The 25,747-nt window shown below is 61.0% G+C and carries 27 protein-coding genes; 12 read left to right on the forward strand and 15 right to left on the reverse strand.

What is annotated here, in order from left to right; all coding sequences use genetic code 11:
- Nucleotides 1-16 precede the first annotated feature (16 nt).
- The 3 genes from LOY67_RS23730 to LOY67_RS23740 all read left to right on the forward strand — a co-directional run bounded on the left by LOY67_RS23730 (nucleotide 17) and on the right by LOY67_RS23740 (nucleotide 2,829).
- On the forward strand, nucleotides 17-1,330 hold the full coding sequence (locus LOY67_RS23730; protein WP_265064688.1) for a C4-dicarboxylate transporter DctA: 1,314 nt from the start codon (nucleotides 17-19) through the stop codon (nucleotides 1,328-1,330).
- A gap of 61 nt (nucleotides 1,331-1,391) precedes the next feature.
- Nucleotides 1,392-2,093: a FadR/GntR family transcriptional regulator gene (locus LOY67_RS23735; protein ID WP_265064689.1), complete on the forward strand. Its 702-nt coding sequence runs from the start codon at nucleotides 1,392-1,394 to the stop codon at nucleotides 2,091-2,093.
- Nucleotides 2,094-2,115: 22 nt separating this feature from the next.
- Nucleotides 2,116-2,829, forward strand: a complete 714-nt coding sequence (locus LOY67_RS23740; protein WP_265064690.1) for a GntR family transcriptional regulator — start codon at nucleotides 2,116-2,118, stop codon at nucleotides 2,827-2,829.
- On the opposite strand, the gene yjiA is transcribed toward LOY67_RS23740, so the two are convergent.
- The 3 genes from yjiA to LOY67_RS23755 all read right to left on the reverse strand — a co-directional run bounded on the left by yjiA (nucleotide 2,821) and on the right by LOY67_RS23755 (nucleotide 6,243).
- Nucleotides 2,821-3,789 (reverse strand): GTPase, encoded by a 969-nt coding sequence (gene yjiA, locus LOY67_RS23745; RefSeq protein ID WP_265064691.1) that lies wholly within the window; start codon nucleotides 3,787-3,789, stop codon nucleotides 2,821-2,823. The genes LOY67_RS23740 and yjiA overlap by 9 nt on opposite strands.
- Nucleotides 3,790-3,962: 173 nt before the next feature.
- The gene (locus LOY67_RS23750) at nucleotides 3,963-4,160 is read right to left on the reverse strand and encodes a YbdD/YjiX family protein (protein ID WP_265064692.1); all 198 of its coding nucleotides are present in this window, start codon (nucleotides 4,158-4,160) and stop codon (nucleotides 3,963-3,965) included.
- 16 nt (nucleotides 4,161-4,176) lie between these two features.
- Complete coding sequence (locus LOY67_RS23755; protein WP_265064693.1) at nucleotides 4,177-6,243, reverse strand: carbon starvation CstA family protein; 2,067 nt, start codon at nucleotides 6,241-6,243, stop codon at nucleotides 4,177-4,179.
- 159 nt (nucleotides 6,244-6,402) lie between these two features.
- On the opposite strand from LOY67_RS23755, the gene LOY67_RS23760 reads away from it, so the two are divergent.
- A complete protein-coding gene (locus tag LOY67_RS23760; protein WP_265064694.1) occupies nucleotides 6,403-6,759 on the forward strand; it encodes a PilZ domain-containing protein in 357 nt (118 codons plus the stop codon).
- Nucleotides 6,760-6,976: 217 nt separating this feature from the next.
- Here the strand turns inward: LOY67_RS23760 and radA are convergent, their stop codons facing one another.
- From radA to katB, 3 genes are all read right to left on the reverse strand, one after another.
- Nucleotides 6,977-8,344, reverse strand: a complete 1,368-nt coding sequence (radA, locus tag LOY67_RS23765; protein ID WP_265064695.1) for a DNA repair protein RadA — start codon at nucleotides 8,342-8,344, stop codon at nucleotides 6,977-6,979.
- Between the two features lie 42 nt (nucleotides 8,345-8,386).
- Nucleotides 8,387-8,935 carry an ankyrin repeat domain-containing protein gene (locus tag LOY67_RS23770; RefSeq protein WP_265067819.1) on the reverse strand — a complete coding sequence of 183 codons (549 nt, stop codon included), beginning with the start codon at nucleotides 8,933-8,935 and terminating at the stop codon, nucleotides 8,387-8,389.
- Nucleotides 8,936-9,012: 77 nt separating this feature from the next.
- Nucleotides 9,013-10,554, reverse strand: a complete 1,542-nt coding sequence (gene katB, locus LOY67_RS23775; RefSeq protein WP_265064696.1) for a catalase KatB — start codon at nucleotides 10,552-10,554, stop codon at nucleotides 9,013-9,015.
- A 280-nt stretch (nucleotides 10,555-10,834) separates the two neighbouring features.
- On the opposite strand from katB, the gene mscL reads away from it, so the two are divergent.
- Nucleotides 10,835-11,248, forward strand: coding sequence for a large-conductance mechanosensitive channel protein MscL (gene mscL / locus LOY67_RS23780; protein WP_265064697.1), 414 nt, complete (start codon nucleotides 10,835-10,837; stop codon nucleotides 11,246-11,248).
- Nucleotides 11,249-11,371: 123 nt separating this feature from the next.
- Here mscL and LOY67_RS23785 read toward each other — a convergent pair whose 3' ends face one another.
- Nucleotides 11,372-12,148 carry a ferredoxin--NADP reductase gene (locus LOY67_RS23785; RefSeq protein WP_265064698.1) on the reverse strand — a complete coding sequence of 259 codons (777 nt, stop codon included), beginning with the start codon at nucleotides 12,146-12,148 and terminating at the stop codon, nucleotides 11,372-11,374.
- 294 nt (nucleotides 12,149-12,442) lie between these two features.
- Here LOY67_RS23785 and LOY67_RS23790 point away from each other — a divergent pair, with 294 nt between their 5' ends.
- The 4 genes from LOY67_RS23790 (at nucleotide 12,443) to LOY67_RS23805 (ending at nucleotide 15,465) form a co-directional block, all read left to right on the forward strand.
- The gene (locus LOY67_RS23790; RefSeq protein ID WP_265064699.1) at nucleotides 12,443-13,156 is read left to right on the forward strand and encodes an autoinducer binding domain-containing protein; all 714 of its coding nucleotides are present in this window, start codon (nucleotides 12,443-12,445) and stop codon (nucleotides 13,154-13,156) included.
- A 178-nt stretch (nucleotides 13,157-13,334) separates the two neighbouring features.
- The gene (locus LOY67_RS23795; protein ID WP_265064700.1) at nucleotides 13,335-14,465 is read left to right on the forward strand and encodes a methyltransferase; all 1,131 of its coding nucleotides are present in this window, start codon (nucleotides 13,335-13,337) and stop codon (nucleotides 14,463-14,465) included.
- Between the two features lie 82 nt (nucleotides 14,466-14,547).
- Complete coding sequence (locus tag LOY67_RS23800) at nucleotides 14,548-14,949, forward strand: hypothetical protein (protein WP_265064701.1); 402 nt, start codon at nucleotides 14,548-14,550, stop codon at nucleotides 14,947-14,949.
- 9 nt (nucleotides 14,950-14,958) lie between these two features.
- Nucleotides 14,959-15,465 (forward strand): GNAT family N-acetyltransferase, encoded by a 507-nt coding sequence (locus tag LOY67_RS23805; protein ID WP_265064702.1) that lies wholly within the window; start codon nucleotides 14,959-14,961, stop codon nucleotides 15,463-15,465.
- A gap of 51 nt (nucleotides 15,466-15,516) precedes the next feature.
- Here LOY67_RS23805 and LOY67_RS23810 read toward each other — a convergent pair whose 3' ends face one another.
- Genes LOY67_RS23810 through LOY67_RS23820 form a run of 3 tightly spaced genes read right to left on the reverse strand, consistent with a single transcriptional unit; the run spans nucleotide 15,517 to nucleotide 18,153 of the window.
- Entirely contained in the window at nucleotides 15,517-15,681 is a 165-nt protein-coding gene (locus LOY67_RS23810; protein WP_265064703.1) for a DUF2474 domain-containing protein, read from the reverse strand.
- A gap of 21 nt (nucleotides 15,682-15,702) precedes the next feature.
- The gene (gene cydB, locus LOY67_RS23815) at nucleotides 15,703-16,710 is read right to left on the reverse strand and encodes a cytochrome d ubiquinol oxidase subunit II (protein WP_265064704.1); all 1,008 of its coding nucleotides are present in this window, start codon (nucleotides 16,708-16,710) and stop codon (nucleotides 15,703-15,705) included.
- A gap of 3 nt (nucleotides 16,711-16,713) precedes the next feature.
- The gene (locus LOY67_RS23820) at nucleotides 16,714-18,153 is read right to left on the reverse strand and encodes a cytochrome ubiquinol oxidase subunit I (RefSeq protein ID WP_265064705.1); all 1,440 of its coding nucleotides are present in this window, start codon (nucleotides 18,151-18,153) and stop codon (nucleotides 16,714-16,716) included.
- Between the two features lie 527 nt (nucleotides 18,154-18,680).
- On the opposite strand from LOY67_RS23820, the gene LOY67_RS23825 reads away from it, so the two are divergent.
- Entirely contained in the window at nucleotides 18,681-19,931 is a 1,251-nt protein-coding gene (locus LOY67_RS23825; protein WP_265064706.1) for an MFS transporter, read from the forward strand.
- Here LOY67_RS23825 and LOY67_RS23830 read toward each other — a convergent pair.
- From LOY67_RS23830 to LOY67_RS23840, 3 genes are read right to left on the reverse strand one after another with little or no spacing between them, the layout of a single operon-like run.
- A complete protein-coding gene (locus LOY67_RS23830; RefSeq protein ID WP_265064707.1) occupies nucleotides 19,909-22,110 on the reverse strand; it encodes a xanthine dehydrogenase family protein molybdopterin-binding subunit in 2,202 nt (733 codons plus the stop codon). The genes LOY67_RS23825 and LOY67_RS23830 overlap by 23 nt on opposite strands.
- On the reverse strand, nucleotides 22,110-23,096 hold the full coding sequence (locus LOY67_RS23835; RefSeq protein ID WP_265064708.1) for an FAD binding domain-containing protein: 987 nt from the start codon (nucleotides 23,094-23,096) through the stop codon (nucleotides 22,110-22,112). The genes LOY67_RS23830 and LOY67_RS23835 overlap by 1 nt, the downstream gene beginning before the upstream one ends.
- Nucleotides 23,093-23,617: a (2Fe-2S)-binding protein gene (locus LOY67_RS23840; protein ID WP_055129692.1), complete on the reverse strand. Its 525-nt coding sequence runs from the start codon at nucleotides 23,615-23,617 to the stop codon at nucleotides 23,093-23,095. The genes LOY67_RS23835 and LOY67_RS23840 overlap by 4 nt, the downstream gene beginning before the upstream one ends.
- 202 nt (nucleotides 23,618-23,819) lie before the next feature.
- Between LOY67_RS23840 and LOY67_RS23845 the strand changes: the two genes are divergently transcribed.
- Nucleotides 23,820-24,098: a type II toxin-antitoxin system RelE/ParE family toxin gene (locus LOY67_RS23845; protein ID WP_265067820.1), complete on the forward strand. Its 279-nt coding sequence runs from the start codon at nucleotides 23,820-23,822 to the stop codon at nucleotides 24,096-24,098.
- 14 nt (nucleotides 24,099-24,112) lie between these two features.
- On the forward strand, nucleotides 24,113-24,400 hold the full coding sequence (locus LOY67_RS23850; protein WP_092459784.1) for a HigA family addiction module antitoxin: 288 nt from the start codon (nucleotides 24,113-24,115) through the stop codon (nucleotides 24,398-24,400).
- 6 nt (nucleotides 24,401-24,406) lie between these two features.
- Here LOY67_RS23850 and LOY67_RS23855 read toward each other — a convergent pair whose 3' ends face one another.
- Together LOY67_RS23855 and LOY67_RS23860 are read right to left on the reverse strand one after the other, a co-directional pair.
- Nucleotides 24,407-24,973 carry a DJ-1 family glyoxalase III gene (locus tag LOY67_RS23855; protein WP_265064709.1) on the reverse strand — a complete coding sequence of 189 codons (567 nt, stop codon included), beginning with the start codon at nucleotides 24,971-24,973 and terminating at the stop codon, nucleotides 24,407-24,409.
- 149 nt (nucleotides 24,974-25,122) lie between these two features.
- Nucleotides 25,123-25,566 (reverse strand): DUF4879 domain-containing protein, encoded by a 444-nt coding sequence (locus LOY67_RS23860; RefSeq protein ID WP_413776153.1) that lies wholly within the window; start codon nucleotides 25,564-25,566, stop codon nucleotides 25,123-25,125.
- Between the last annotated feature and the right edge of the window lie 181 nt (nucleotides 25,567-25,747).

A 25,747-nucleotide genomic window follows, 5' to 3' on the forward strand; every position in this document is an offset into this window, starting at 1 on the left:
ACCAGGAATCCCTCCCATGCTCAAATGGTGCTCGCGTTCGATCTTCCTTCAAGTTGTCCTCGGATTGGTGCTCGGCATCGTCTGCGGGCTTACCCTTCCCGAATACTCCGCACAGCTCAAACCCCTGGGCGACGGCTTTATCAAACTGATCAAAATGCTCATCGGCCTGATCGTATTCTGCGTGGTGGTCAGTGGTATTTCCGGCGCCGGCGATCTCAAGAAGGTCGGGCGCATCGGCCTCAAGTCCGTCATCTACTTTGAAGTGCTGACCACCATCGCCCTGGTGATCGGCCTCGTGCTGGCCTTCAGCACCGGTATCGGCAGTGGTGCGAACATCCATCTGGAGCAGTTTTCCAGTGCCGACATGGGTGATATCGCCCAGCGCGGCCAGCACATGGTGACCACCACGCAGTTCCTGATGAACCTGATCCCGACTTCGGTGCTCGGTGCCTTCGCGGATAACAACATCCTGCAAGTGCTGCTGTTCTCGGTGCTGTTCGGCAGCGCGCTGAACCTGGTGGGCGACGCCGCCTCCGGCATCTCCCGGTTGATCAACGAACTCAGCCACGTGATCTTCCGCATCATGGGCATGATCGTGCGCCTGGCCCCCATCGGTGTCTTCGGTGCCATTGCCTTCACCACCAGCAAGTATGGCCTGGACTCGCTGCAACACCTGGGCAGCCTCGTCGGTCTGTTCTACCTGACCTGCATTGCTTTCGTTGCCCTGGTCCTGGGCCTGGTGATGCGGGCGTCGGGCCTGCCGATGTTGCCGTTCCTCAAGTACCTGCGTGAAGAACTGCTCATCGTGCTCGGCACCGCTTCTTCCGACGCCGTGCTGCCACAGGTCATGCGCAAGCTCGAGCACCTCGGGATCGGCAGCTCCACCGTGGGGCTGGTCATCCCGACCGGCTACTCGTTCAATCTGGACGGCTTCTCGATCTACCTGACCCTGGCCATCGTCTTCATTGCCAACGCCACTGGTACGCCCCTGGCCCTGACTGACCTGCTGACCATCCTGCTGGTGTCGCTGATCACCTCCAAGGGTGCCCATGGGATTCCCGGCTCGGCCTTGGTGATCCTGGCCGCCACGCTGACGGCGATCCCGGCGATTCCGGTGGTCGGCCTGGTGCTGGTGCTGGCGGTCGACTGGTTCATGGGCATCGGTCGCGCCCTGACCAACCTGATCGGCAACTGCGTGGCCACCGTGGCAATCGGCCGCTGGGAAAAAGATATCGATGTGCCTCGTGCGCGCAAGGTACTGTCCGGCCAACAGGGCTATACCTTCCAACCGAGAAAACCGGTGGGCAGCGCCCATCAGCAGCAATTCTGAAAGACCGCGCTGCCGGCCAGCGGGCCGGCAGCGCCTGATTGATTTTTGAAGGAGCTCCAAAGTGATCAGTTCATCAACCGTCGTCAACTCCGTGGTAGAGAAACTACGCGCGGCCCTGGCCCGGGGCCAGTGGCGTTCGGGCGACATGCTGCCGGGCCAACGGGAGTTGGCCGAACAGCTGGGCATCAGCCGGCCAAGCCTGCGCGAAGCGGTCATCGTGCTGGAAACCCTCGGGCTCGTGCGCTCGATGCCCGGCAAAGGCGTGGTGGTGCTGGAGGCCAGCGCCAGCGATATCCATGAAGGCAGCGCGGTGGCCGGTGCGAGTCTGGAGGACGTACTGCAACTGCGCTACACCCTGGAACCCTTCATCGTCGGCCTGGTCGCCCAGTCCATCAGCAGCAAGGAAGTCGGACAGTTGCGCCTGACCCTCATGGACATGCGCGAAGCCCTGGAAGCCAACGACAACGATGCCTGCGCCAGCGCCTACATCGCGTTCCACGAGGAACTGTTTGCCCTGACGTCCAACCCGATCTTTCACAGTGTGGTGCAGCAGACCAGCAATGCCCTCAAGCAAAGTGCCGATGTGTTGCGCAATTCTCCCGAGCACCTGGCCGAACGACTGGAAGAGAACGAAGCCGTGGTACGCGCCATTCGTGGCAAGAACAGCGCCCAGGCCAGCGCCGAAATGCGCCGGCACATTCTCAGGGAAGGCCAGCGCATGGGCATCGAACTGAATATTCCGGACGACAACCTCGGTACCTGAGCCATACCTTGCGGAGACCGCCATGAACAACGTCATGTCCCATCAACATCAACGCAATGTGCTGGCCGCCCTGCCGCTGCCGGGCGCAGTCGGCAAGCCGTCGGTGGACGATATCTATCCGCGGATCTTCGACGCCATCCTCGAACAGCGCATTGCTCCCGCCAGCCGTTTCACCGAGGAAGGCCTCGGGGATGTGTTCGGCGTCAGCCGCAGCATCATTCGTCGGGTACTGGCGCGCCTGTCCCACCAGCAAGTGGTGATCCTGCGGCCCAATCACCGGCCACAAGTCGCGGCCCCGGACCTGGAGCAGACCCGGCAGATCCTGCATGCCCGCCGGCTGACCGAACAGACGCTGGTGCGGCTGGCCTGCAAGGCACCGCAACCGAAGGACCTGCAGCATCTACGGGAGTTGGTGGCACGGGAGCAGCAGTGCCTGGAACGCGGCGAGCGCGGCCCGGCGATACGCCTTTCCGGCGAGTTTCACCTGCACCTCGCCGCCATGGCCGGCAACGCGCCGTTGGCGCAGTTTCTCGGCAGCCTGGTGCCCTTGACCTCGCTGGCCCTGGCCCGGCACGAGATCAAGTCCCGCCGGCATTGCGCCTGGCAGGAACATCTGGCGATCGTGGACGCCGTGGAAAACGGCAATAGAGATGAAGCCGTGCGCCTGATGGATGAGCACCTGGACCATCTTGAGCAAAGGCTGTTGATGGTCGCAGGCACGGCGACGTCAAACTGAAGCGGCCTCGAAACCCGCGCGGATCTTCTCCTCGGGCAGCTCGTCGGCAATGAACACAATCACGCTTTCCCGGGCCTCATCGGGAGCCCATTCGGTGTCCCAATCGAAGCCGTACAACTTGAGCACGCCCTGGAACACCAAGCGCCGGGGTTCGCCGGCGATGTTCAGCACGCCCTTGTAGCGCAGCAACTGTTTGCCATGCTCTTCCAGCAACTGGTTCATGAACTCGCTGAGTCTGTCGATATCCAGCGGTTTATCGGTGCGCAGTACAAGGCTGCTGATGCGGTCGGCCGTGGCGGCCTTGGCGACCGGGCGCAAGCTGAACCCCGCGCCCAGGTCCGCATTGAGGTTGAAGCCGCGGATATCGAGCAGTTCGGCCAGATCGATCTGGCCGTGCTCCACGATCCTGATAGGCGCCCGCCGGTTGATGCGGGTCAAGCGCTCACCCAGCGCCTCGACATGGGCCGTGTCCACCAGGTCGGTCTTGCTCAGCAGCAGGCGGTCGGCAAACCCGACCTGGGCCTGGGCGATGGCCTGGGTCAGGTGGACCTCGGCGTGGGCGGCGTCCACCAGGGTCAGGATGCCGTCGAGAATGTAGCGCTCGCGCAGCTCCTCATCGATGAAAAACGTCTGGGCCACCGGGGCCGGATCGGCCAGCCCGGTGCACTCGATCACCAGGCGATCGAAGGCGATCTCACCGCTGTCCAGCCGCTCGAGCAGCAGGTACAGGGCCTTGGTCAGGTCGGTGTGAATGGTGCAGCACACGCAGCCGTTGGCCAGGGTCATGACCTGCACCGGCTCGTCGCCCAGCAGTTGTGTGTCGATGCCCGCGTCGCTGAATTCATTTTCGATCACGGCTATTTTCAGGCCGTGCTCGGCCTTGAGCAGGTGCCGCAGCAACGTGGTCTTGCCGGCACCGAGGAAGCCGCTGAGGATCGTCACGGGAATGGGAGCGGACAAACAGAATCTCCTTGATGCAGATTTTTGTGGGTGGCAGACACACATCCCAAGCCCGCCAAATAACACTGTGGGAGCGAGCCTGCTCGCGATAGCGGTGGGTCTGTCGACATCTCATCGACTGACCCGGCGCCTTCGCGAGCAAGCTCGCTCCCACAGGGGGTATTACAAGGCCTTCAACAGCACTTCGGCCCACCCTTGCCACCGTAACGGGCCTCCTGGCGTTCGCGGAAGAACGCCTCGTAGTCCATCAGCGGTTTGTCCGGGTGTTTGGTTTGCATGTGCTCGACGTAGGTGTCGTAGTCGGGCATGCCGACCATCAGGCGGGCGGCCTGACCGAGGTATTTACCGAGGCGACTCAAGTCATTGAACATCGTTGCAATCCTCGTTTCAGGCGTCCGGCAGGGCCTGGAATGGCGCTTCTTTATCCGTGCGCTCTTTCGTGCCCCAGGCGGCGACGCCGACCTTGAGCGCGTAGAACAGGATGCTCAGCACCACGAACAGGAACAGCGCCGTCAGCGTCGCATTGGTGTAGGCGTTGAACACCACGTGCTGCATCTGCTCGATGCTCTTGGCCGGGGCCAGGACCTGGCCGGCCGCCAGGGCCTCGTTGTATTTGCGCGCCAGGGCCAGGAAGCCGATCGCCGGGTTGGCGTCGAACAGCTTGATCAGGCCCGCCGTGGTGGTGCAGATCAGCAGCCAGGCCGCCGGCAGCAGCGTGACCCAGATGTAGCGCTGGCGCTTCATCTTGATCAGCACCACGGTGGCGAGCATCAGGGCGATACCGGCCAGCATCTGGTTGGAGATGCCGAACAGCGGCCACAAGGTGTTGATGCCGCCCAGCGGATCGATCACGCCCTGGTACAGCAGGTAGCCCCACAGCGCCACGCAACCGGCGGTGGCGATCAGGTTGGCGGTCCAGGATTCGGTGCGCTTGAGCGATGGCACGAACGAGCCCAGCAGGTCCTGCAGCATGAAGCGCCCGGCACGGGTGCCGGCGTCCACCGCGGTGAGGATGAACAGCGCTTCGAACAGGATCGCGAAGTGGTACCAGAACGCCATGGTGTTCTCACCCGGCAGCACCGAGTGCAGGATCTGCGCGATACCGACCGCCAGGGTCGGTGCACCGCCGGCACGGGCCAGGACGGTGGTTTCGCCGATGTCCCGGGCGACCGCCTGCAGCGCATCGGGGGTGATGGCAAAGCCCCAGCCGCTGATGGTCTGGGCCACGGCCACGACGTCACCGCCGACCACCGCCGCCGGGCTGTTCATGGCGAAGTACACGCCCGGCTCGATCACCGACGCGGCAACCATCGCCATGATCGCCACGAAGGACTCCATCAGCATGCCGCCGTAGCCGATGTAGCGGGCGTTGGTTTCGTTATCCAGCAGCTTGGGCGTGGTGCCCGAGGAGATCAGCGCGTGGAAACCCGAGACCGCGCCGCAGGCGATGGTGATGAACAGGAACGGGAACAGCCCGCCCTTCCACACCGGGCCCATGCCGTTGGTGAACTGGGTCAGCGCCGGCATTTTCAGCTCGGGCATGGTGATCAGGATGCCGATCGCCAGGGCCACGATGGTGCCAATCTTGAGGAAGGTCGACAGGTAGTCCCGCGGGGCCAGAATCAGCCACACCGGCAGCACCGCCGCGACGAAACCGTAGCCGATCAGCATCCAGGTGATCTGGATCCCGGTGAAGCTGAAGGCCTTGGCCCAGACCGGATCGGCGGCAATCTGCCCGCCCAGCCAGATCGAACCCAGCAGCAACAGCACGCCGATCAGCGAGATTTCACCGATGCGGCCCGGGCGGATGTAGCGCATGTAGATGCCCATGAACATCGCGATCGGGATGGTCGCCATCACCGTGAAGATCCCCCACGGGCTCTCGGCCAGGGCCTTGACCACGATCAGCGCCAGCACCGCGAGGATGATGATCATGATCAGGAAGCAGCCGAACAGCGCGATGGTGCCGGGAATACGGCCCATTTCCTCGCGGACCATGTCGCCCAGGGAACGGCCGTTACGGCGGGTGGACAGGAACAGGATCATGAAGTCCTGCACGGCCCCGGCCAGCACCACGCCGGCAATCAGCCAGAGCGTGCCGGGCAGGTAGCCCATCTGCGCCGCCAAAACCGGCCCGACCAGCGGCCCCGCGCCGGCAATGGCGGCGAAGTGGTGACCGAAGAGGATGTGCTTGTTGGTCGGGACGAAGTCCAGGCCATCGTTGTTGAGCACGGCGGGGGTGGCCCGGCGCGCATCGAGTTGCATCACGTTGTTGGCGATGAAGAGGCTGTAGTAGCGGTAGGCGACCAGGTAGATGGCCACGGCTGCGACGACGATCCAGAGGGCGTTGATGGGTTCGCCGCGGCGCAAGGCCACTACGCCCAGGGCGCATGCTCCTACAACGGCCAGCAGGAGCCAGGGTATATGGCGCAGCAGGCTATTATTGTTTGTCATTTTTATATTCCAGCCAGGGGTGGACAAGAAAGACCGCTACCGGAGTTTAGCGCTAACGACAGCAAAGGCCATACCCGACATTCGTCTGTCAGCGGTCGATCGGTGACGATGACGCTCCAGTTGGGTCTATAGTCAGTGAATCTTCAGAGGGATTGGGTAATGAGCGAACGCCGCCGCTTCGTACGAATCGAGTTTCATGCCAGGACCGAACTGAGCCAGGGCGAGTACATCTGGCCGGTAAAGCTGCTGGACCTGTCCCTGAAAGGCCTGCTGATCGAGAAGCCCGAGCCATGGCTCGGCGATCCTGAGAAGCCTTTCCAAGCCGATATCCACCTGGGCAAGGACGTCGAGGTGAAAATGGAGGTTCGGCTCGCCCACGACGACAACGGCCACCTGGGGTTTGCCTGCGAACATATCGACCTGGACTCCATCGCGCACCTGCGCCGGCTGGTGGAGCTGAATCTCGCCGACCCCGATGAGCTGGATCGGGAATTGGCGGCGTTGATTCAGATCTGACACATGGCCCCTGGATGGTAGGCCATGCTGTTCTTTTTAGGCTGTTGCGGTTCATTGTGGCGAGGGGATTTATCCCCGCTGGGCTGCGTAGCAGCCCCAAAAGAAGCGACTCGATTAATCTGACTTACCGGGGGCAGGTTCAGGGCTGCTGCGCAGCCCAGCGGGGATAAATCCCCTCGCCACAGATAAATCCCCTCGCCACAAGGGAGCCGCCGCACTATTCGAACAACGCATCCAACGCCTGCTCCAATCGCGTCACGGCAATGATCTGCAACCCCTGCGGCGCCTCCTTCGGCGCGTTGCCCTTGGGCACGATGGCACGTTTGAAACCATGTTTGGCCGCTTCTTTCAGTCGCTCCTGCCCACTGGGCACCGGCCGGACTTCGCCCGACAGGCCGACTTCACCGAACACCAGCAGATCATGGGGCAGCGGCCGGTTGCGCAGGCTGGACATGACCGCCGCCATCAACGCCAGGTCGGACGCGGTTTCCAGCACTTTCACACCGCCCACCACGTTGAGGAAAACGTCCTGGTCGTGGGTCGGAATACCACCGTGTCGATGCAGCACGGCCAACAACATGGCGAGTCGGTTCTGATCCAGCCCCAGGGTGACCCGGCGCGGGTTCGCCAGGTGACTGTCATCCACCAGCGCCTGCACCTCCACCAACATCGGTCGAGTCCCTTCCCACGTAGCCATGACCACACTGCCCGGTACTTCTTCCTGGGCACGCGTCAGAAAGATCGCCGAAGGGTTGGAGACTTCTTTCAACCCCCTGTCGGTCATGCCGAACACACCCAGCTCGTTCACGGCGCCAAAGCGATTCTTCACCGCCCGCAACAAACGCAGGCGGCCATCGGACTCGCCCTCGAAATACAGCACGGTATCGACCATGTGCTCCAGCACCCGTGGCCCCGCCAGCGAGCCCTCCTTGGTGACGTGGCCCACCAGGAAGATCGCCGTGCCGCTCTGCTTGGCGTAACGCACCAGCAACGCCGCGCTTTCGCGCACCTGGGACACACCGCCCGGCGCCGATTGCAACTGCTCGGTGAAAATCGTCTGGATCGAGTCGATCACCATCACCTTGGGTTTTTCCTGGCGGGCCGTGGCGATGATGGTTTCGATGCAGGTCTCGGTCATCACCCGCAACTGATCCTGGGGCAGTCCCAGGCGGCGGGCGCGCATGGCGACTTGCTGCTGTGACTCTTCGCCCGTGACGTACAGCGCCGGCATGCGCGTGGCAATGTTGCACAAGGTTTGCAGCAGGATGGTGGATTTGCCGATGCCCGGGTCGCCGCCGATCAAGACCACCGAGCCGTCCACCAGACCGCCACCCAACACACGGTCCAGTTCACCGGACGCGGTGGAAAACCGGGGGATTTCCTCGACGCTGACTTCGGCCAGGGTCTTGATCTGCGCCTGCTGGCCGGCCCACCCGGTGCGGCCGGTGGGCGCCGCGGCACCGCCGCTTTCCACCATGGTTTCGGTCAACGTGTTCCAGGCGCCGCACTCACCGCACTGGCCGGCCCATTTGGGAAAGGTCGAGCCGCACTCGGTGCAGCCGTACATGCGCTTTGCCTTGGCCATCTGAACTCCGGGGAAAAATCGCGATGATAGCTCAGGCGGGCATCAGCGCGGGGCCGGCATTCTGATTTCACCTCGCGCCAGATCCGTCGCCGTATTGCCCAACGGGTCCTCGGCCTGCAGGTCAGCGCCCTTGGCCTTCAAGGCATCGAGCAGCTCCGTACGCTTGAACAAACCGGCGTACATCGCCGCGGTCTGCCCGGCGCCGTTGCGCTGGTCGGGGCTGCAATCGGTGGATAACAGACGCCGCGCGATCTGCACTTCGCCCTTGAAAATGGCGCCCATCAGCGCCGTGTTGCCGTGCTTGTCCTGGACACAGGCATCGGCCCCCGCGGCCAACAGCCGCTCCACCGCAGGGCCGTGGCCGTGATAGGCCGCCAGGATCAGGGCGGTGTAGCCCTTCTCATCCTGGGTATTGAGCGAATAATGCGCATCGATGAAGGCATCGAGCATGGACACGTCACCCCGACGGGCGGCGTCGAAATAATAGGTCTGCAACTCTTCTTGCACGGCTGCCGGGTCGGTCGGCAGAGGCTGATCGGCCAAGGCGGCCAGTGACCAGGTCGCGAGCAGCGAACACAGGAAATAACGCATCATGGTGTCTCCTTTTGACACAAGACTGTGGGAGCAAGCCTTGCTCCCACAGGGCATGTATCTGCCAGGCCTATGGATCAGTCGGTCAGTTTTTCCGCGAGCGCCTTGACCCGGGACAGGTCACCCTTGGCGACACGGGCCACGCCGGTGCCGTATTCCGGATCGGCCTTGTAGAGGAACGACAGGATGATGTGCTTGCTCTCGTCATCGGTGGTTGCCAGCGACCCGCCGAAGCTTTCGATCAGGTCATTGCGTTCCTTCTGGTTGAACGAGCGGTACAGGTCGCCGGCCTGCTTGAAGTTCTGCTCACGCTGAATCTTCGCCTGCTGGGTGCTGCCGCTCAGCGCGGTCTGGCTGTAGCGTGCCGATTGCAGCTCCTCGCGGGGCATCAGGCGGCTCGGCTGGTAGTTCACGCCGGTGCTGGTGCTCCCCGGATTCATCGCACCGTCCTGGTTACCGGTGTTCACCGCCACCTTGGGGGCGTTGATCGGCAATTGCAGGGCATTGGCGCCTATCCGGTACATTTGCGTATCGGCATAGGAAAACACCCGCCCCTGCAACAGACGGTCTTCCGAAGGCTCGATGCCCGGAACCAGATTGGCCGGTGCCATCGCCACCTGTTCGGTTTCCTGGAAGACATTCGCCGGATTGCGGTTCAAGACCATTTGCCCGACTTTGCGCTCAGGCACGCCCGGCCAGATCTTGGTTGCATCCAGCGGGTCGAAATCGAACTTGGCCAAGTCCTGCGGGTTCAGGACCTGGACATACAAGTCCCACTTCGGAAAGTCGCCCTTGTTGATATGACTCACCAGATCGTTGGTCATATGGCTGTAATCCTGACCTTGAACCTTCACTACTTCTTTCGGATCGAGATTTTTCAGACCCTGCAAACTTTTCCAATGAAACTTGACGTAGTGAACTTCACCCTTGGCGTTCACCAACTTGTAGGCATGCACACCATTACCGTCCATTTCACGATAACTGGCCGGCGTACCGGAGTTGGAGTACAGCTCGGTCAGTGTCCGAGTTGCTTCTGGTACATGGGAGAAGAAGTCGAAACGACGTGAGTCATCGTCCAGATTGGTCCGTGGATCGGGTTTGAACGCATGGACCATGTCCGGAAACTTGATGGCATCGCGAATGAAAAAGGTCGGGAAGTTGTTCCCCACCAGGTCCCAGTTACCGTCAGCCGTGTAGAACTTGGTGGCAAAGCCACGGGGATCACGCAGGGTTTCCGGCGAATGATTGCCGTGCACCACGGCAGAAAAACGCACGAACACAGGAGTGGCCTGCCCTGCCGCGAAGACTTTTGCCTTGGTTAGGTCACTGAGGTCATTGGACACCGTGAAGGTGCCATGGGCGCCGGTGCCACGGGCATGCACCACACGCTCGGGGATACGCTCACGGTCGAAACGCTGGAGTTTCTGGATCAGTTGCACGTCTTGCAACAAGGTCGGCCCGTTGGGGCCGGCGGTTTGCGAGTTCTGGTTGTCGCCGACGGCCGCCCCGTTGTCGCGGGTCAGGGTGGCAGCGTTGACGGAAAAGGACAGCAGGCCAGCGGTCAGCACAAAAAGAGCACGACGTTGGGGAAAAGTCCCGCCGCCAAGGGAAGTGTTCATAGAATTTCCTCTGATGTTATAGAGCGCATCCGTGTGCGCTTTTCAGAGGCTAGTGCTCGAAAAAGCAAAACCTAAATAGAAATGCCATACCGCACTGATAGAAAAAACGTTGTGGGGAAACCGCATGAAACCGCGTATCGCGCGCGATTGATGGCACTTTGTAAACTTTTAGAAGGGCGCCGGGTCGATAGTTGGGAGCTTTGTAAGTAGACGTGTCGAGCGGGACCCATCTGGCTGAATTACACTGCCATTCAAACTCATCTGTCACAAGGAACAACTCATGGGCGTGCTAAGCGAGTTCAAGGCCTTCGCGGTCAAAGGCAATGTCGTCGACATGGCCGTCGGGATCATCATCGGGGCCGCTTTCGGCAAAATTGTTTCGTCATTCGTTGGCGACGTCGTCATGCCTCCCATTGGCCTGCTGATTGGCGGGGTGGACTTCAGTGACCTGGCCATCACCCTCAAGGCTGCCCAAGGTGACGCCCCGGCGGTGGTGCTGGCCTACGGCAAATTCATCCAGAGCACCATTGATTTCATCATCGTCGCGTTCGCCATCTTCATGGGCGTCAAGGCGATCAACCGTCTCAAGCGCGAAGAAGCCGTCGCCCCGAGTGCGCCACCGGTTCCGAGCAAGGAAGAACTGCTACTGGGCGAGATTCGCGATTTGCTCAAGGCCCAGAACGAGAGGTCCTGAGCGGTCTTTACCGGAATGGTTTCGTTGCGACTGAATCTGTGCATCAAGCGGCCCTGATTGGGGCTGCTGCGCAGCCCAGCGGGAGCAAGCGCCCTCGCCACAGGCCTTGGTTCATGGGTTGGCCTACCAATAGTTTTCCACCGCCACCTGGCCCGGCCGCCGGGAAAGGCTCAGTTGCAGCCCCCTGGCCTTGAGCAGCTTGCGCGTGTCATCGATCATCTGCGGATTACCACACAACATGACCCGCGAATGCTCCGGTGTCAGCGTGACCCCGGCCTCACGCTCCAGCTCGCCGTTTTCGATCAGCGCCGTGATGCGTCCGTTCAGCGCGCCAGGATGCTGCTCCCGGGTCACGGTCGCGATGAAACGAAACTTATGGGCGTGCTCGGCCAAGTAGTCGCGTCGGCCCAGCCCTTCGATCAGGTCCTGATACGCCAGCTCCTCGGCCTCGCGGACGCTGTAAACGAGGATGATCCGCTCAAACCTTTCCCATACCTCGAAATCCTGGAGAATCGAAAGAAACGGCGCCACACCCGTCCCGGTGGCCAGCAGCCATAAATCCCGTCCGTCAGCGAAGCGGTCCAGCGTCAGATAACCAAACGCCTGGCGATCCACCAACAGGCTGTCACCCGGGTTCAAGCGACTGAGTTCACTGGTGAACTCGCCATCCGGAACGACAATGGAGAAAAATTCGAGAAACTCGTCGAACGGTGAGGACACCATGGAATAGGCCCGCCAGACGGTATTACCGTCCGCCTTGACCACCCCCAACCGGGCGAACTGGCCTGCCCGGAAACGAAAGCCACGATCCCGGGAGATACGCAAAGTAAACAAATGGGAGGTCAATGGCTGCACGTCCAGCAGGGTTTGACGGGTGAACTTCTCTGCGTTGTCGGTCATGAGCCACTCCAAGGGGACGAGGATCACAGTGTCCCGCAAAGTCAGCACCTTAACCACCGACAATGAGTAATGGCACTTTAATTACAGCTGCACCACTACCCATTTAGAACATCTACCAAAGCTATACAAATATAAAAAACCTGTAACAGAAAACAACTCCACGACCTATTTTCGTAAATACCGCCTGGTATAAGTAAAATTAAAAATTCTAACTACAACGTAGGAAAAGTCCTACACTGTGCTTCGCACCACAGATTGGATCCACGCAGTTGAACGTCAATCCAGGAGAAGGTGATGGACAAGTGGAAGGACTTACAGTTGAGGAAGTTATCTTGCGAAAAAGACCTGCAGACTGCCTATCGCCTGGTCCTGAATTTCTTTAATAATCAAGGATTTGAGTTTTGCGCATTTACGGCTTATCTCGGCAGTCCGGATAAACATACCAGCAAGGTGAACCTGAATAACTACCCCTATGGGTGGGACAGGCTGTACGAACAGAACGGTTATGCCTCCAATGACCCAGTAGTAGCACACTGCAATCAATCGCCTCTTCCCATTCTTTGGGATGAAAGTCTTTTTGCCCAGGCGCCCAAGTTATGGCTCGAACTGAATCGACAAGGTCTCAGATATGGCTGGACACAAGCCGTGCATGACGATAATGGGGGTTATTGCAGTCTCTTCAGCCTCGCTAGGACTCACTGCCCCATCGATATCGAGGAACATTATGGGAATCTCGGCTATGCCATCTTCGCCAGTCAAAGACTGCATGCCCTGGCAAGCAAGAAAATGGCCGACACCACTGCAACCACGCAGAAATGCCATCTGTCGCCGAGGGAGATCGAAGTGCTGAGATGGTCTGCCGAAGGAAAGACCGCATCGGAGGTGGGCAGGATTCTGTGTCTTTCCGAGCGTACGGTGAACTTCCATGTTTGCAGTTGCATGCGAAAGCTGAATGTCAGCAACAAGATTTCAGCCGTGGCCAAGGCGGCTCACATCCATGTGATCTGATACGGACCAGCCTTGTCGATGTTGAAAACCCTCGGGTAATGCGCAAGAAAAAAACGTACCATCACGGCCCCACTTGAATGATGTCGCCCTCAGCACCCGACGCAGTTCATTCAGGCGGCCCCGCTGAAACACCTGCCCCAGGGCAGCGGGACATTCGTCGATTGCCAGAGTCCCAACCATGCCGTTGCTTGCCAGCCCTTTCGCCCAACTCGATCTGATCCGCCAACCCGAACAGCCAAACGAACCGCTGCAAGCGTTCGATGCAGCCGACGAATACCTGCTCGCCCACCTGGCCGAACAGCAACCGACTGCAAGTACGCGGGTCCTGGTGCTCAATGACGGCTTCGGCGCCCTCGCCGCCAGCCTGGCCGGGCAGGTTGAAGTGATCAGCAGCAGCGACTCGTTCCTGGCCTTGCAAGCGTTGCAGAAGAATCTGGTCCGCAACGGGCGTCCCTTCGATGCGGTGCCGATATTGCCGGCCAGCGAACCGTTGACCGGGCCCTTCGACCAGGTCCTGATCAAAGTGCCGAAAACCCTGGCCCTGCTGGAAGAACAACTGATTCGCCTGCAAGGCCAACTGGCCCCCGGCGCCCAAGTGGTTGCCGGCGCGATGATCAAACATCTGCCCCGGGCAGCCGGCGACCTGCTGGAGCGTTACGTCGGCCCGGTGCAGGCCTCGCTGGCGGTGAAGAAGGCTCGCCTGTTGATCGCCACGCCGCAAACCGTCACACCGGCAATCCACGTGTCGCCCTACCCCACTCGCTATTCGCTGGATGAACCGAAGATTGAACTGCTCAACCACGCCAATGTGTTTTGCCGCGAGGGCCTGGACATCGGCACCCGGGCTTTCCTGCCGCATCTGCCCGCCAACCTGGGGACGGCCCAGGTCGCGGACCTGGGTTGCGGCAACGGCGTGCTGGCCATAGCCAGCGCCCTGCGCAACCCCGACGCTCGCTACACACTGGTCGACGAATCCTTCATGGCCGTGCAATCGGCCACCGAGAACTGGCGAGCCGCCCTGGGCGAGCGCGAGGTAACCGTACGGGCCGGCGACGGTCTGGCCGGACAACAGGCGCAGTCCCTGGACGTGGTGCTGTGCAATCCACCGTTCCATCAACAGCAGGTGGTGGGCGATTTCCTGGCCTGGCGGATGTTCCAGCAGGCCCGTGAAGCGCTGGTGGTCGGCGGCGCGCTGTACATCGTCGGCAACCGGCACCTGGGCTATCACAGCAAACTGGCGCGGCTGTTCCGCAGCGTCGAGCAGGTGGCCGCCACGCCGAAGTTCGTGGTTCTCAAGGCTCGGAAATAATTTGCCATTGTTGTTTGAGGGCAAGGAATTAAGCCTCAAGGGAAATATGCTAGAGTCCAGAGCATATTTAGAGGGGCACAGCGTGAACAAACCAGCTCAACGGAAAACGACGCGGCTCGCAGCGGGCAAAAAAACGTCAATTACCATCCGAGACAAGGACGGTAGGGTGACGGCTTTCTTGTCAAATGCTGATGCCGTGGTTGAGCGGCATGCAACACAAAGCCTCGCAGGTCGAATACTAGGGCATGGGATACCCAAGGGGCGTTCAGCGCGTGCGCTCCACTTGTCAGACGTTGAGCGCGAGCTTGCAGAGCTCAAGAGGGTAGTTGCGGCACTGGCCGTCCGCTCTGTTGCGCATGAAGAAAAGGCTCTTGACTTTGACGTCGAGGGGATGACCCTGCTTGATGCCAATACGGCATATCAACTACTCGACAACCCTCCAGAGCCCACTGAGGCACTTCGCAACCTGCTTACCTTGCGATAAGGGCTTTCAATGGATTTCATCACCATCGACTTCGACAGGTCGATTGATCGCTCTGCGTTTGACTGCGAAGTACATCCCGCTTTAAACACATACATTGCCCAACATGCTGGGCAAGACGAAAAGCGCAATATCTCACGCACACTCATGTACGTCGAAGACAGAGTATTGCGAGGCTACTATAGCTTGGCGAATACCTCTGTAGCCCTCAGTGAGCTCAACGAAGAACAAAGAAAGAAGGTGCCTCGGTATCCTATGCCAGCGGTGCTGCTGAGTCGCCTGGCTGTTGACAAGGGTATGAGAAAAAAGGGGCTTGGCCAGCGGCTGATGTCTGATTTCTTCCGACACGTGTACGCGGTTTCCAAGCAGTCAGGTGTGGCGTTTATTGTCGTCGACGCGAAAGATCTGGATGCCGCCGATTACTACCGGAACAAGCTTGGTTTTGTACCATCCACAAACAGCCCACTGCGGCTGCTGCTTTCCACCGCAACTCTGATTCAGGCGTTCAAGCAGGGTTGAGTTCAGTCCAAACACCCAACCAATAACATCATTGCGCACACGACTACTTCCTCAATGAGTCGTCAACCCCGCAGCATTCATGAACATCCGCATCAGGCTGGCGACGATGAACAGCGCCAGCACACTACCTGCCCAAATCCCCGCCAGCCAACCGAGACGCTGCCAGAGCGGCTTGCGTTCGGCGGCTTCGATGTCTTTCAAATCCGGCCTGGCCATCTCAAAACACCCCGCAGTCGATCAATGGTAGCCGTCATCATGGGTCACCTTGCCCCGGAATACGTAGTAGCTCCAAAAGGTGTACACCAGGATCAACGGAATGATGAACAACGTGCCCACCAGCATGAACCCCTGGCTCTGGGGCGGTGAGGCGGCGTCCCAGATCGAGATGGAAGGCGGAATGATGTTCGGCCACAGGCTGATGCCCAGACCGCTGTAGCCGAGGAATATCAGCACCAGGGTCAGGATGAATGGCGTGTAGTGTGCGTTGCGGGCGACCGCGCGGAACAACCCGTACATGGTCACCAGTACCAGGATCGGCACCGGCAGGAACCAGAACAGGTTCGGCAGGGTGAACCAGCGCGCAGCGATATCGGCGTGGGCCAGCGGTGTCCAGATACTGACGATGCCGATCACCGCCAGCACCACGAACGCCAGCGGTCGGGCCAGGTCATGCATCTGCTCCTGCAATTTGCCCTCGGTCTTCATGATCAACCAGGTACACCCGAGCAAGGCATAGGCCGCGATCAAGGCCAGGCCGCAGAACATCGTGAACGGCGTGAACCAGTCCAGGGAGCCGCCGGCGAACTGCCGATTGACCACCGGGAACCCGTCGATGAACGCGCCCAGCGCCACGCCCTGGAAGAAGGTGGCCGTCAACGATCCGCCGATGAACGCCTTGTCCCACAGATGCCGCTTCTCGGCCTTGGCCTTGAAGCGGAATTCGAAGGCGACACCGCGAAAGATCAGCCCGATGAGCATCAGGATCAACGGCAGGTACAGCGCCGACAGCACCACCGAATAGGCCAATGGAAACGCCCCGAACAAACCGGCGCCGCCCAGCACCAGCCAGGTTTCGTTACCGTCCCAGACCGGCGCCACGGTGTTCATCATCACGTCGCGGTCGCGCTCGCCCTTGATGAAGGGGAAGAGAATGCCGATTCCCAGGTCGAAACCGTCCATGATCACGTACATCATGATGCCGAAGATGATCACCACGGCCCAGATCAGCGGAAGATCAATACCCATGACTCAATTCCCCTTGTTCGAGCGGTCGTTGTGGTCCATCTCTTCGTCGCCCTCGTTGGCGGCCGACAACGGCCGGGCCGGGGTACGTTTCTGGCCCGGGCCGCCATCGGTCGGCTCGGCCTCGTGGGCCACCGGCCCCTTGCGCACCAGGCGCATCATGTAACTCAAGCCGGCACCGAACAGCGCGAAATAGACCACGACGAACAACACCAGGGTGATGCTCATCTGGGCGAAGCTGTGCCCGGACGAAGCATCGGCCGTACGCATCAGGCCGTAGACCACCCACGGCTGGCGACCGATCTCGGTGGTGAACCAGCCGGCCAGGATCGCGACCAGGCCGGACGGGCCCATCCACAGCACCAGGTGGAGGAACGGCCGCGATTGATAGAGCCGGTCGTTGCGCCGCAGCCAGAGGCTGCACAGGCCGGTGAAAATCATCAACAGCCCCAGGCCCACCATGACCCGGAACGACCAGAACACGATGGTTGAATTCGGTCGGTCCTCAGGCGGGAATTCCTTGAGGGCCGGGACCTGCTTGTCCAGGCTGTGGGTCAGGATCAGGCTGCCCAGGTAAGGAATCTCTACGGCGAAGCGGGTCTTCTCCGCCTTCATGTCCGGCAGGCCGAACAGGATCAGCGGCGTGGGCTCGTTGCCGACATTTTCCCAGTGGCCTTCAATGGCCGCGATCTTCGCCGGCTGGTGCTTGAGGGTGTTGAGGCCGTGGAAGTCGCCAATGACCGCTTGTATCGGTGCCACTACCAAGGCCATCCACATCGCCATCGACAGCATGCGCCGGATCGCCGGGTTGTCGCGCCCGCGCAGCAGATGCCAGGCCGCCGACGAGCCGACGAAGAACGCCGTGGCAACAAACGCCGCCGTCGACATGTGCAGCAGGCGATAGGGGAACGAAGGGTTGAACACCACCGCCAGCCAGTCCACCGGTATCACCCGACCGTCGATGATTTCGTAGCCTTGGGGTGTTTGCATCCAGCTGTTGGAAGACAGGATCCAGAATGTCGAGATCAGCGTGCCGATCGCCACCATCACCGTGGAAAAGAAGTGCAGCCCACGGCCGACGCGATTCCAGCCGAATAGCATCACGCCGAGGAAACCCGCTTCGAGGAAAAACGCCGTGAGCACTTCGTAGGTCAGCAGTGGCCCGGTCACCGCACCGGCGAAGTCCGAGAATCGGCTCCAGTTGGTACCGAACTGATAAGCCATGACCAATCCGGAGACCACCCCCATGCCGAAGTTGACGGCGAATATCTTCGACCAGAAGTGGTACAGATCGCGGTACGTATCATCGCGGGTCTTGAGCCACAAGCCTTCGAGCACCGCCAGGTAACTCGCCAGGCCGATGGTGATGGCCGGGAACAGGATGTGGAACGAGATCGTGAATGCGAACTGGATCCGGGCGAGATCGAGCGCCTCCAAACCGAACATAAGTCTTCCTCTGTCAGGTAAAACCGGCTGCGGGCGGGGCCTGCATCGCTGCCCCCAGGGATATGGAGTGCGATGCTTTTCAAATCGTTCTTTTTAAAACCGTCACAACGCAGGAGCCTGGCCGGATGGCCACCAGATCGACGCCCCAAGCGGAGTTGATCTGGATCAAGCAATGTTCAAAGAGTAGTCGCATTCTCGCCGATGAACGGCGTGGTCTTTTGTCGCGTGACAGGTTGACTCAGTGCGGTTGCAGGAAACCGTGTGCCAACGGAAATCTTTGTGGCGAGGGGATTTATCCCCGTTCGAGTGCGCAGCACTCGCCAAAATTTCACGGTTACCAAAAATTTTGGGGCCGCTTCGCGACCCAGCGGGGATAAATCCCCTCGCCACAAAAATCACATCCAGATCCAGATCCAGATCCAGATCCAGATCCACATCGATGCTTGGCTAACTATTTTTGCGCCGGTCGCAACCTCCAGTTACAGCTCGGTGATAATCTCATTGCCTTCATCACCGGACCCGTCTAGATGCCCAGCCAAGCGCCGTTGCTGCTCCGTCACCACCGCCCTTTCATCGCGTTCTGGCTGGCCCGGGTATTCACCGCCAGCGGTTTTCAGATGCTCACCGTGGCCATCGGCTGGAACCTCTATCAACTGACCGGCAACGTCCTGGACCTGGGCCTCGTCGGGCTGGTGGAGTTCGCGCCACGGGTGCTGTTCATGTTGCACACCGGGCATGTGGCGGACCGTTATGACCGGCGCAAGGTCGCGGCGATCTGTCAGTCGATGCAAGCGATGATCGCCCTGGCGCTAGTCATCGGCAGCGCCACCGACCACGTCACCCGCGAGATGATCTTTATCCTCGCCTTCCTGCTGGGCGCCGCCCGCTCCTTTGAAATGCCGACCACTCAGGCGCTACTGCCGAGCATCGTGCCGGCCACGCTGTTTCCCCGTGCCGTGGCCGCCGCGCAATCGGCCCAGCAATCGGCGACCATCGTCGCTCCGGCCCTCGGTGGCCTGTTGTATGCCTTCGGCAGCGTCTGGGTCTACGGGCCGACCGTGGTGCTCTACCTCATTGCCTGCTGCCTGATGCTCAACCTGCCCGCTCGCCAGACGCCGCTGAACAAAGGCAAGGCGACCCTGGATTCGTTGCTGGCCGGGATTCGCTTCATCCGCAGCCGCCCGGACATTCTCGGCGCCATTTCCCTGGATCTGTTCGCGGTACTGCTGGGCGGCGCGACGGCGCTGCTGCCGGTGTTCGCCAAGGACATCCTGCTCACTGGCCCCTGGGGCCTTGGCCTGTTGCGCTCGGCCCCGGCGGTCGGCGCCCTGCTGATGTCACTGTGGCTGGCGCGGTTCGCCGTGGAGCGCAAGGTCGGCCGGGTGATGTTCACCGCCGTGGGCGTGTTCGGGGTCGCCACCATTGCGTTCGGCCTTTCCACGTCGTTCTGGTTTTCCCTGGCGGTGCTGGTGGTGCTGGGCGCGGCGGACATGATCAGCATGGTCATCCGTGCATCCTTCGTGCAGTTGGAAACACCGGATGAGATGCGCGGCCGGGTCAGCGCGGTGAACGGGCTGTTCATCGGCGCTTCGAACCAGTTGGGTGAGTTCGAGTCCGGCCTGACCGCCCACTGGTTCGGCACAGTGCCGGCGGTGGTCATGGGCGGTGTCGGTACGCTGCTGGTGACCGGGGTCTGGATCAAACTGTTCCCGACCCTGGCCAACCGCGACCGGATGCATGAACCGGCGGACGACGCTAAAGCAACTTATCCAGGGTGATGGGGAAGTCCCGCACCCGCTTGCCGGTGGCGTGATAAATCGCATTGGCCACCGCCGCTGCCACACCGACGATACCGATTTCACCGACGCCCTTGGAACCGAGGGCGTTGACGACTTCATCCTGTTCTTCGACGAAAACCACATTAATTTCGCCGATGTCAGCATTCACCGGTACGTGATACTCGGCCAGGCTGTGGTTCATGTGCCGGCCCAGGGCATGATCGGTCAGGGTCTCTTCATGCAGTGCCATGCCGACGCCCCAGACCACACCGCCGAGGATCTGGCTGCGGGCGGTCTTCGGGTTGATCACCCTTCCTGCCGCAATGGCACTGACCACCCGATTGACCTTCACCGTCCCCAGGTCCTCGTCCACCCACACTTCAACGAACACCGCCGAGTGCGTGGCGGTGGCATAGGCCTGGCGTTTTTTATCCGGCTCGGCGGTCACCTGGGCCTGCAACGGTGTTTCGCTACTGTTTTGCGCCAGCTCCGCCAACGACACGCCGGCATCGCCCAGGCGCAACTGACCGTCAGCGAACGTCACTTGCTCAAGGGTCGCACCGCTGAAGGCCGGACAGGTCTGCCGGGCCACGGCCAGCAGTTTCTCCTTCAGGGCTTCACACGCCTGCTGCACCGCCGTGCCCACCGACGAGACGGTGAACGAGCCGCCTTGCAGCGGCGCGGTAGGCAGGGACGAATCGCCGAGGATAAAACTGACATTTTCCAGGGAAACCCCTGACGTCTCGGCGGCGATCTGAGTCATGACCGTGTAGGTGCCAGTGCCAATGTCCGTGGTAGCACTGCTGACAGTCAGCTTGCCATCAGCCGCCAGCGAAGCCTGTGCGCTGGCCTTCTGCTGCATCGCTTCCCAGACACCACCCGCCATGCCCCAGCCCACCAGTTGCCGGCCTGTGCGCATGCTGCGCGGTTCCGGATTGCGCTTGTCCCAGCCGAAACGCCGGGCGCCCTCGGCGTAGCACTCGCGCAGCGCCTTGCTGGAATAAGGCTTGCCTTCGTTCTCGTTACGCTCGGCGTAGTTGATCAACCGCAACTGGAGCGGATCGATCGCCAGGGCACAGGCCAGTTCGTCCATGGCGCACTCCAGGCCGATCAGCCCGAGGGCCGCGCCGGGCGCACGCATGTCCAGCGGCGTGTAGACATCCAACGGCACCAGTTTGTAGGTCAACTGCACGTTGTCGCAGTGATAGAGCATGCCGCTCCACTCCACCACGTGCTCGGTGAAGTCTTCGAAATGCGACGTCTGGCCGATGGCGGTGTGGGCCACGGCCAGCAACCGTCCATTGGCCGCAGCGCCCAATTGCAAGCGCTGGAAGGTCCGCGGCCGGTAGCCGAAGGTAAACATTTGCTGGCGCGTCAGGCTGACCCGCACCGAGCGCTGGAGCGCCAGCGCGGCCATCACCGCCAGGGGCAGTTGGTATTGCGGCCTCAACCCGGAACCGAAGGCACCGCCGACGAACGCGGCGAATACGCGCACCTGCTCTTTCTCGAGTCCGAACACCTTTTGCACATAGGCCTGGCAGTTCTGCGTGCCCTGGGTCTTGTCATGAATGTGCAGGCTGCCATCGGGTTGATACAGCACGGTGCTGGCATGGGGCTCCATCGGGTTGTGATGTTCCACCGGGGTGCTGTAGGAGACATCCACATTGATCGCAGAACTGGCGTACTCACCCTGAAAATTCCCACGAGGCTTGGGCAGTTCGGCCGGTGCCGGATGGGCTTCGTTTTGCAGGATGGTCAGATCGGTCTGATGGTCTTGGGCTTCATATTCAATTTCAATGAGTGAGCCGGCGTAACGGGCCAGTTCGAGATTTTCCGCCACCACCAGCGCTAGCGGCTGGCCACTGTAGCGCACCTGGTCGTTGTACAACGGCCGGAACGGCGAACCGTCCGCTGCGTCGGCGTCCTGGTAGGGCTCGTCATAGCTGGCGATCCTGGGCCGGTTGGTATGGTCGATTACCGCGACGACGCCGGGCAGCGCCAGGGCTCGGGAGGAATCGATGCGCAACACGCGGCCACGGGCGACAGTGCCGGACACAACGCTGCCGTGCAGCAGGCCGTCCTCGGGGTATTCGCCCGCATAACGGGCCTGACCTGTCACCTTGAGCAGGCCGTCGACCCGGTCCAGCGGTTGTCCTATGGATTTGCTCGGAGCGTTCATCAGGAGTGCCCTCCCAGTGCGGCATCACTCAAGGCGCGGACAATCGCCCGGCGCGCCAATCGGACCTTGAAGCCGTTGTGTTCCAACGGCTCGGCGTTCTGCAGCAGCGCATCGGCGGCAGCCGCGAAGGTTTCGCGGCTGACGGTCTGGCCGGCCAGCCAACTCTCCACGGCCCGGTCGCGCCAAGGTTTGTGGGCCACGCCGCCCAGGACCAGACGCGCCTGGCGGATGACCGGCCCAGCCAGCTCCAATGCCGCCGCGACGGAAACCAGCGCAAACGCGTAGGAGCTCCGGTCTCGAATCTTCAGATAGTGGCTGTGTTCGGCAAAACCGGCGGCAGGCAACTCGATGGCGGTGATCAGTTCATCGTCGGCCAGTTGATTGTCTCGTTCCGGTGCATCGCCGGGCAGGCGATGGAAGTCGGCGAACTCGATGGTCCGCGCCCCGCCTCGACCGAGGACATGGACCACCGCTTCGAGGGCGGCCAGTGCGACACACATGTCCGAGGGATGGGTCGCGACACAGTGTTCGCTGGCGCCGAAAATCGCATGGATCCGGTTCAAGCCATCGTGCGCCGGACAGCCACTGCCGGGCCGGCGCTTGTTGCACGGCACGTTGGCGTCATAGAAGTAATAACAGCGGGTGCGTTGCAGCAGGTTGCCGCCGGTGCTGGCCATGTTGCGCAACTGCGGCGAGGCGCCCGCCAGGATCGCCTGGGACAACAGTGGATAACGGCGTTCGATCCACGGATGCCAGGCCAGGTCGGCATTGCTCACCAAGGCACCGATCATCACCCCGCCGGAAGGGGTTTCACTGAGGTCCGCCAGGGGCAAGCCGGTAATGTCGATCAGATGTCCGGGACGGGTGAGGTTTTCTTTCATCAGGTCCAGCAGGTTGGTGCCGCCGGCGATGAAACGTGAAGTCGGGCTCGACAAGTCGATGGCCGCCTGCACGGTGTCGGGCTTGCTGTAATGGAAGGGGTTCATTGGTCATCCCCTGGCTGCTGGCACAGCGGCAGCGCCTCTTCGATGGCGTCACGGATGTTGTTGTAGGCGCCGCAGCGACAGAGATTGCCACTCATCAGCTCGCTGATCTGCGCGCTCGTCTGCGCCCGCCCCTCGTTGACCAGCCCCACCGCCGAACAGATCTGCCCGGGCGTGCAGTAACCGCACTGAAAGGCGTCGTGCTTGATGAAAGCCTGCTGCAAGGGGTGCAATCGATCGCCGTCGGCCAGGCCTTCAATGGTGGTCAGCTCGACGCCGTCGCACATCACCGCCAAGGTCAGGCATGCATTGATCCGTTTGCCATCGCGCAACACGGTACAGGCACCGCATTGGCCGTGATCGCAGCCCTTCTTGCTGCCCACCAGATCCAACTGCTCGCGCAACAGGTCCAGCAGTGTGGTCCAGGGCAACACTTGCAACTCACGCTCTTGTCCATTGAGTGTCAGACGGATCGGATGGCGGACGAAGGACGCCTGCGTCGCTTCGGACAGGGTCGCGCTCATGGAACACCTCACGGTTAGTCGTACACGCGGCGTTTTGAAAAACCGCCGTCATAAGGGGTACGACTTCGGGGTGGGGTGAGTGTTCAAGGTAATTGCGCAGGTCGGGTATAAGCGCTGACGCGGCATGACGCATACATTTGTCGGCCATGTGCGGTATATGGATACCGCACCGAGTGTAATGTATCGCCTTACACTCGTTTCCATGATTAAATCCTTCCAGCACAAAGGTCTTCGCATTTTCTATGAAACGGGTTCGACTCGTGGCATCCGGGCCGACCATGGAAAGCGCCTGGCTCGCATGCTTCAGTTCATGGACAGGGCGACAGTACCGAACGACCTTGATGTTCCGGGATGGCGTCTGCACCCACTCAGGGGAGAACTGGCTGAATACTGGTCCCTGAGCGTTTCGGGAAACTGGCGAATCATTTTTCGTTTTATCGGATCGGATATCGAACTGGTCGATTATCTGGATTACCACTGACAGGAGGCTGGAACATGCCCATGCACAACCCGCCACACCCTGGCGAAACGCTCCTGATGGATGTGCTGCCCGAACTGGGTATCACCGTCACCGAACTGGCGCGGCACCTGGGCTTCGCCCGGCCTCATCTCTCGCGAGTACTGCATGGCCATGCGCCTGTCAGCCCGGATCTGGCTGTTCGCCTGGAACGCGCAGGAATCGGCAAGGCCAGAGTCTGGTTGGGGGTCCAGACCGACTATGATTTGTGGCAAGCCGAACAGCGCGAACAACCTCTTATCGAGCCGTTCCTACAACACGCCTGATGCCTGTCAGGCCAGCAACTCCGCCGCCACCACAGCCCGCACGCCCTTGCCACTGAGCTGTTCCACCAGCGTCAGGGCAAACGCCAAAGCAGCCGCCGAGCCTTGGGCGGTAATGCAGTTGCCATCCACCACCACGGGTTGATCGACGAAGCTGCAACCGGACAGTTGCTGGCTTACCGCCGGCAGGCAGGTCATGCGCCGCTGGCGCAGGACGCCGAACGCTTGCAGCGCCAGTGCCGGCGCTTCGGCAATGGCGGCGAAGAAACGCCCGGCGGCGGCCTGGTCCTTGACCAGCTGTTGCAGGGGCTGATGGGCCGCCAGGTGCTGGGCGCCGATGATGCCGCCGGGCAGGACGATCAGGTCAAAGTCCTGCACCAGCATGTCCACCAACATCCCATCGGCCGTCAGGCGCGTGCCGCGGGCACAGGTCAGCATCCGTCGCCCTTCGATGCTCGCCACGACGACTTCGACCTGGGCCCGGCGCAGCACGTCGATCAGGGTAACGGCCTGCAAGTCGTCGACACCTTCGGCAACGGCGATCAGGGCCCTGGGGATCTTGGTTCCAGGCATCATGGCGACTCTCCGCTGGGTGATTACTGAAAGCCTAGTAGGAGCTGCCGAAGGCTGCGATCTTTTGATCTTGAGCTTGCGCTCTGGACTCAACTGGCCGGGGAAAGATCGCAGCCTCGCTTCGCTCGACAGCGCCTACGGAGTGCGGCGGGCTATTTGATGTACAGCTGGGTCGACAGGCGATTGCCCGGGGCGTTGATCGACGTATTGCTGAAGCTGAAAGTGCCTTCCTGCTTGCCCTTCAGATCGAAGATGTACAGGTAGCCGACCACTTTGGTCCGGGTGGAACAATCGTTGAGATTGCCATTGCTGAACGCACACACCGGCGAACGGGTGCCGTCGACTTCAAAACCGTCGAGCGTGACGTTGGGCTGGTGGCCATAGCCAACCTCCAGCACGTAGACCTTGATATTCGGACCGCTGTGATCGCATCGGGTCTGGGCCTGCCCTTCGGTAATGTCTTCAAAACCACAAGTCGGCGATTCGACCTTGAGCACCTTGACCTGGCTCAAGGGAGGAGCCGATGCGGCGTTGACGGCCTGCCCGGGCAGCCACAGGCCCAACGCACATGCCATCGCCAGCAGATTTCTTTTCATGCGACACCTATCGACCTCCGGGAACCGCACGCAGTATGGCCCTCTTTTTGCTTCGGTAAAACATCGACGACGATCGCAGTCACATCGCCACGCTGCTGGTATGATGCGCGGCTTTTTCCGACCCGCAGAAAACTCCCGGACGCCATTGGCCGTCTGTGCTTTGCTGTTGAGGTCGATACAT

The organism is Pseudomonas sp. B21-056 (assembly GCF_026016325.1).
Classification (GTDB): domain Bacteria; phylum Pseudomonadota; class Gammaproteobacteria; order Pseudomonadales; family Pseudomonadaceae; genus Aquipseudomonas.

Bases quoted from the DNA above. Each gene is read 5' to 3' on its own strand.
- LOY67_RS23785 (WP_265064698.1), bottom strand. From the start codon at position 12,148: ATGACCGACAACGCAGAGAAGTTCACCCGTCAAACCCTGCTGGACGTG.
- LOY67_RS23750 (WP_265064692.1), bottom strand. From the start codon at position 4,160: ATGTTCAATGACTTGAGTCGCCTCGGTAAATACCTCGGTCAGGCCGCC.
- LOY67_RS23810 (WP_265064703.1), bottom strand. From the start codon at position 15,681: ATGGCCAGGCCGGATTTGAAAGACATCGAAGCCGCCGAACGCAAGCCG.
- LOY67_RS23795 (WP_265064700.1), top strand. From the start codon at position 13,335: ATGCCGTTGCTTGCCAGCCCTTTCGCCCAACTCGATCTGATCCGCCAA.
- mscL (WP_265064697.1), top strand. From the start codon at position 10,835: ATGGGCGTGCTAAGCGAGTTCAAGGCCTTCGCGGTCAAAGGCAATGTC.
- LOY67_RS23790 (WP_265064699.1), top strand. From the start codon at position 12,443: ATGGACAAGTGGAAGGACTTACAGTTGAGGAAGTTATCTTGCGAAAAA.
- cydB (WP_265064704.1), bottom strand. From the start codon at position 16,710: ATGGGTATTGATCTTCCGCTGATCTGGGCCGTGGTGATCATCTTCGGC.
- LOY67_RS23805 (WP_265064702.1), top strand. From the start codon at position 14,959: ATGGATTTCATCACCATCGACTTCGACAGGTCGATTGATCGCTCTGCG.
- LOY67_RS23755 (WP_265064693.1), bottom strand. From the start codon at position 6,243: ATGACAAACAATAATAGCCTGCTGCGCCATATACCCTGGCTCCTGCTG.
- LOY67_RS23730 (WP_265064688.1), top strand. From the start codon at position 17: ATGCTCAAATGGTGCTCGCGTTCGATCTTCCTTCAAGTTGTCCTCGGA.
- LOY67_RS23840 (WP_055129692.1), bottom strand. From the start codon at position 23,617: ATGAGCGCGACCCTGTCCGAAGCGACGCAGGCGTCCTTCGTCCGCCAT.
- LOY67_RS23835 (WP_265064708.1), bottom strand. From the start codon at position 23,096: ATGAACCCCTTCCATTACAGCAAGCCCGACACCGTGCAGGCGGCCATC.
- LOY67_RS23760 (WP_265064694.1), top strand. From the start codon at position 6,403: ATGAGCGAACGCCGCCGCTTCGTACGAATCGAGTTTCATGCCAGGACC.
- katB (WP_265064696.1), bottom strand. From the start codon at position 10,554: ATGAACACTTCCCTTGGCGGCGGGACTTTTCCCCAACGTCGTGCTCTT.
- LOY67_RS23855 (WP_265064709.1), bottom strand. From the start codon at position 24,973: ATGATGCCTGGAACCAAGATCCCCAGGGCCCTGATCGCCGTTGCCGAA.
- LOY67_RS23740 (WP_265064690.1), top strand. From the start codon at position 2,116: ATGAACAACGTCATGTCCCATCAACATCAACGCAATGTGCTGGCCGCC.
- LOY67_RS23770 (WP_265067819.1), bottom strand. From the start codon at position 8,935: ATGCGTTATTTCCTGTGTTCGCTGCTCGCGACCTGGTCACTGGCCGCC.
- LOY67_RS23820 (WP_265064705.1), bottom strand. From the start codon at position 18,153: ATGTTCGGTTTGGAGGCGCTCGATCTCGCCCGGATCCAGTTCGCATTC.
- LOY67_RS23830 (WP_265064707.1), bottom strand. From the start codon at position 22,110: ATGAACGCTCCGAGCAAATCCATAGGACAACCGCTGGACCGGGTCGAC.
- radA (WP_265064695.1), bottom strand. From the start codon at position 8,344: ATGGCCAAGGCAAAGCGCATGTACGGCTGCACCGAGTGCGGCTCGACC.
- LOY67_RS23860 (WP_413776153.1), bottom strand. From the start codon at position 25,566: ATGAAAAGAAATCTGCTGGCGATGGCATGTGCGTTGGGCCTGTGGCTG.
- LOY67_RS23825 (WP_265064706.1), top strand. From the start codon at position 18,681: ATGCCCAGCCAAGCGCCGTTGCTGCTCCGTCACCACCGCCCTTTCATC.
- LOY67_RS23845 (WP_265067820.1), top strand. From the start codon at position 23,820: ATGATTAAATCCTTCCAGCACAAAGGTCTTCGCATTTTCTATGAAACG.
- LOY67_RS23850 (WP_092459784.1), top strand. From the start codon at position 24,113: ATGCCCATGCACAACCCGCCACACCCTGGCGAAACGCTCCTGATGGAT.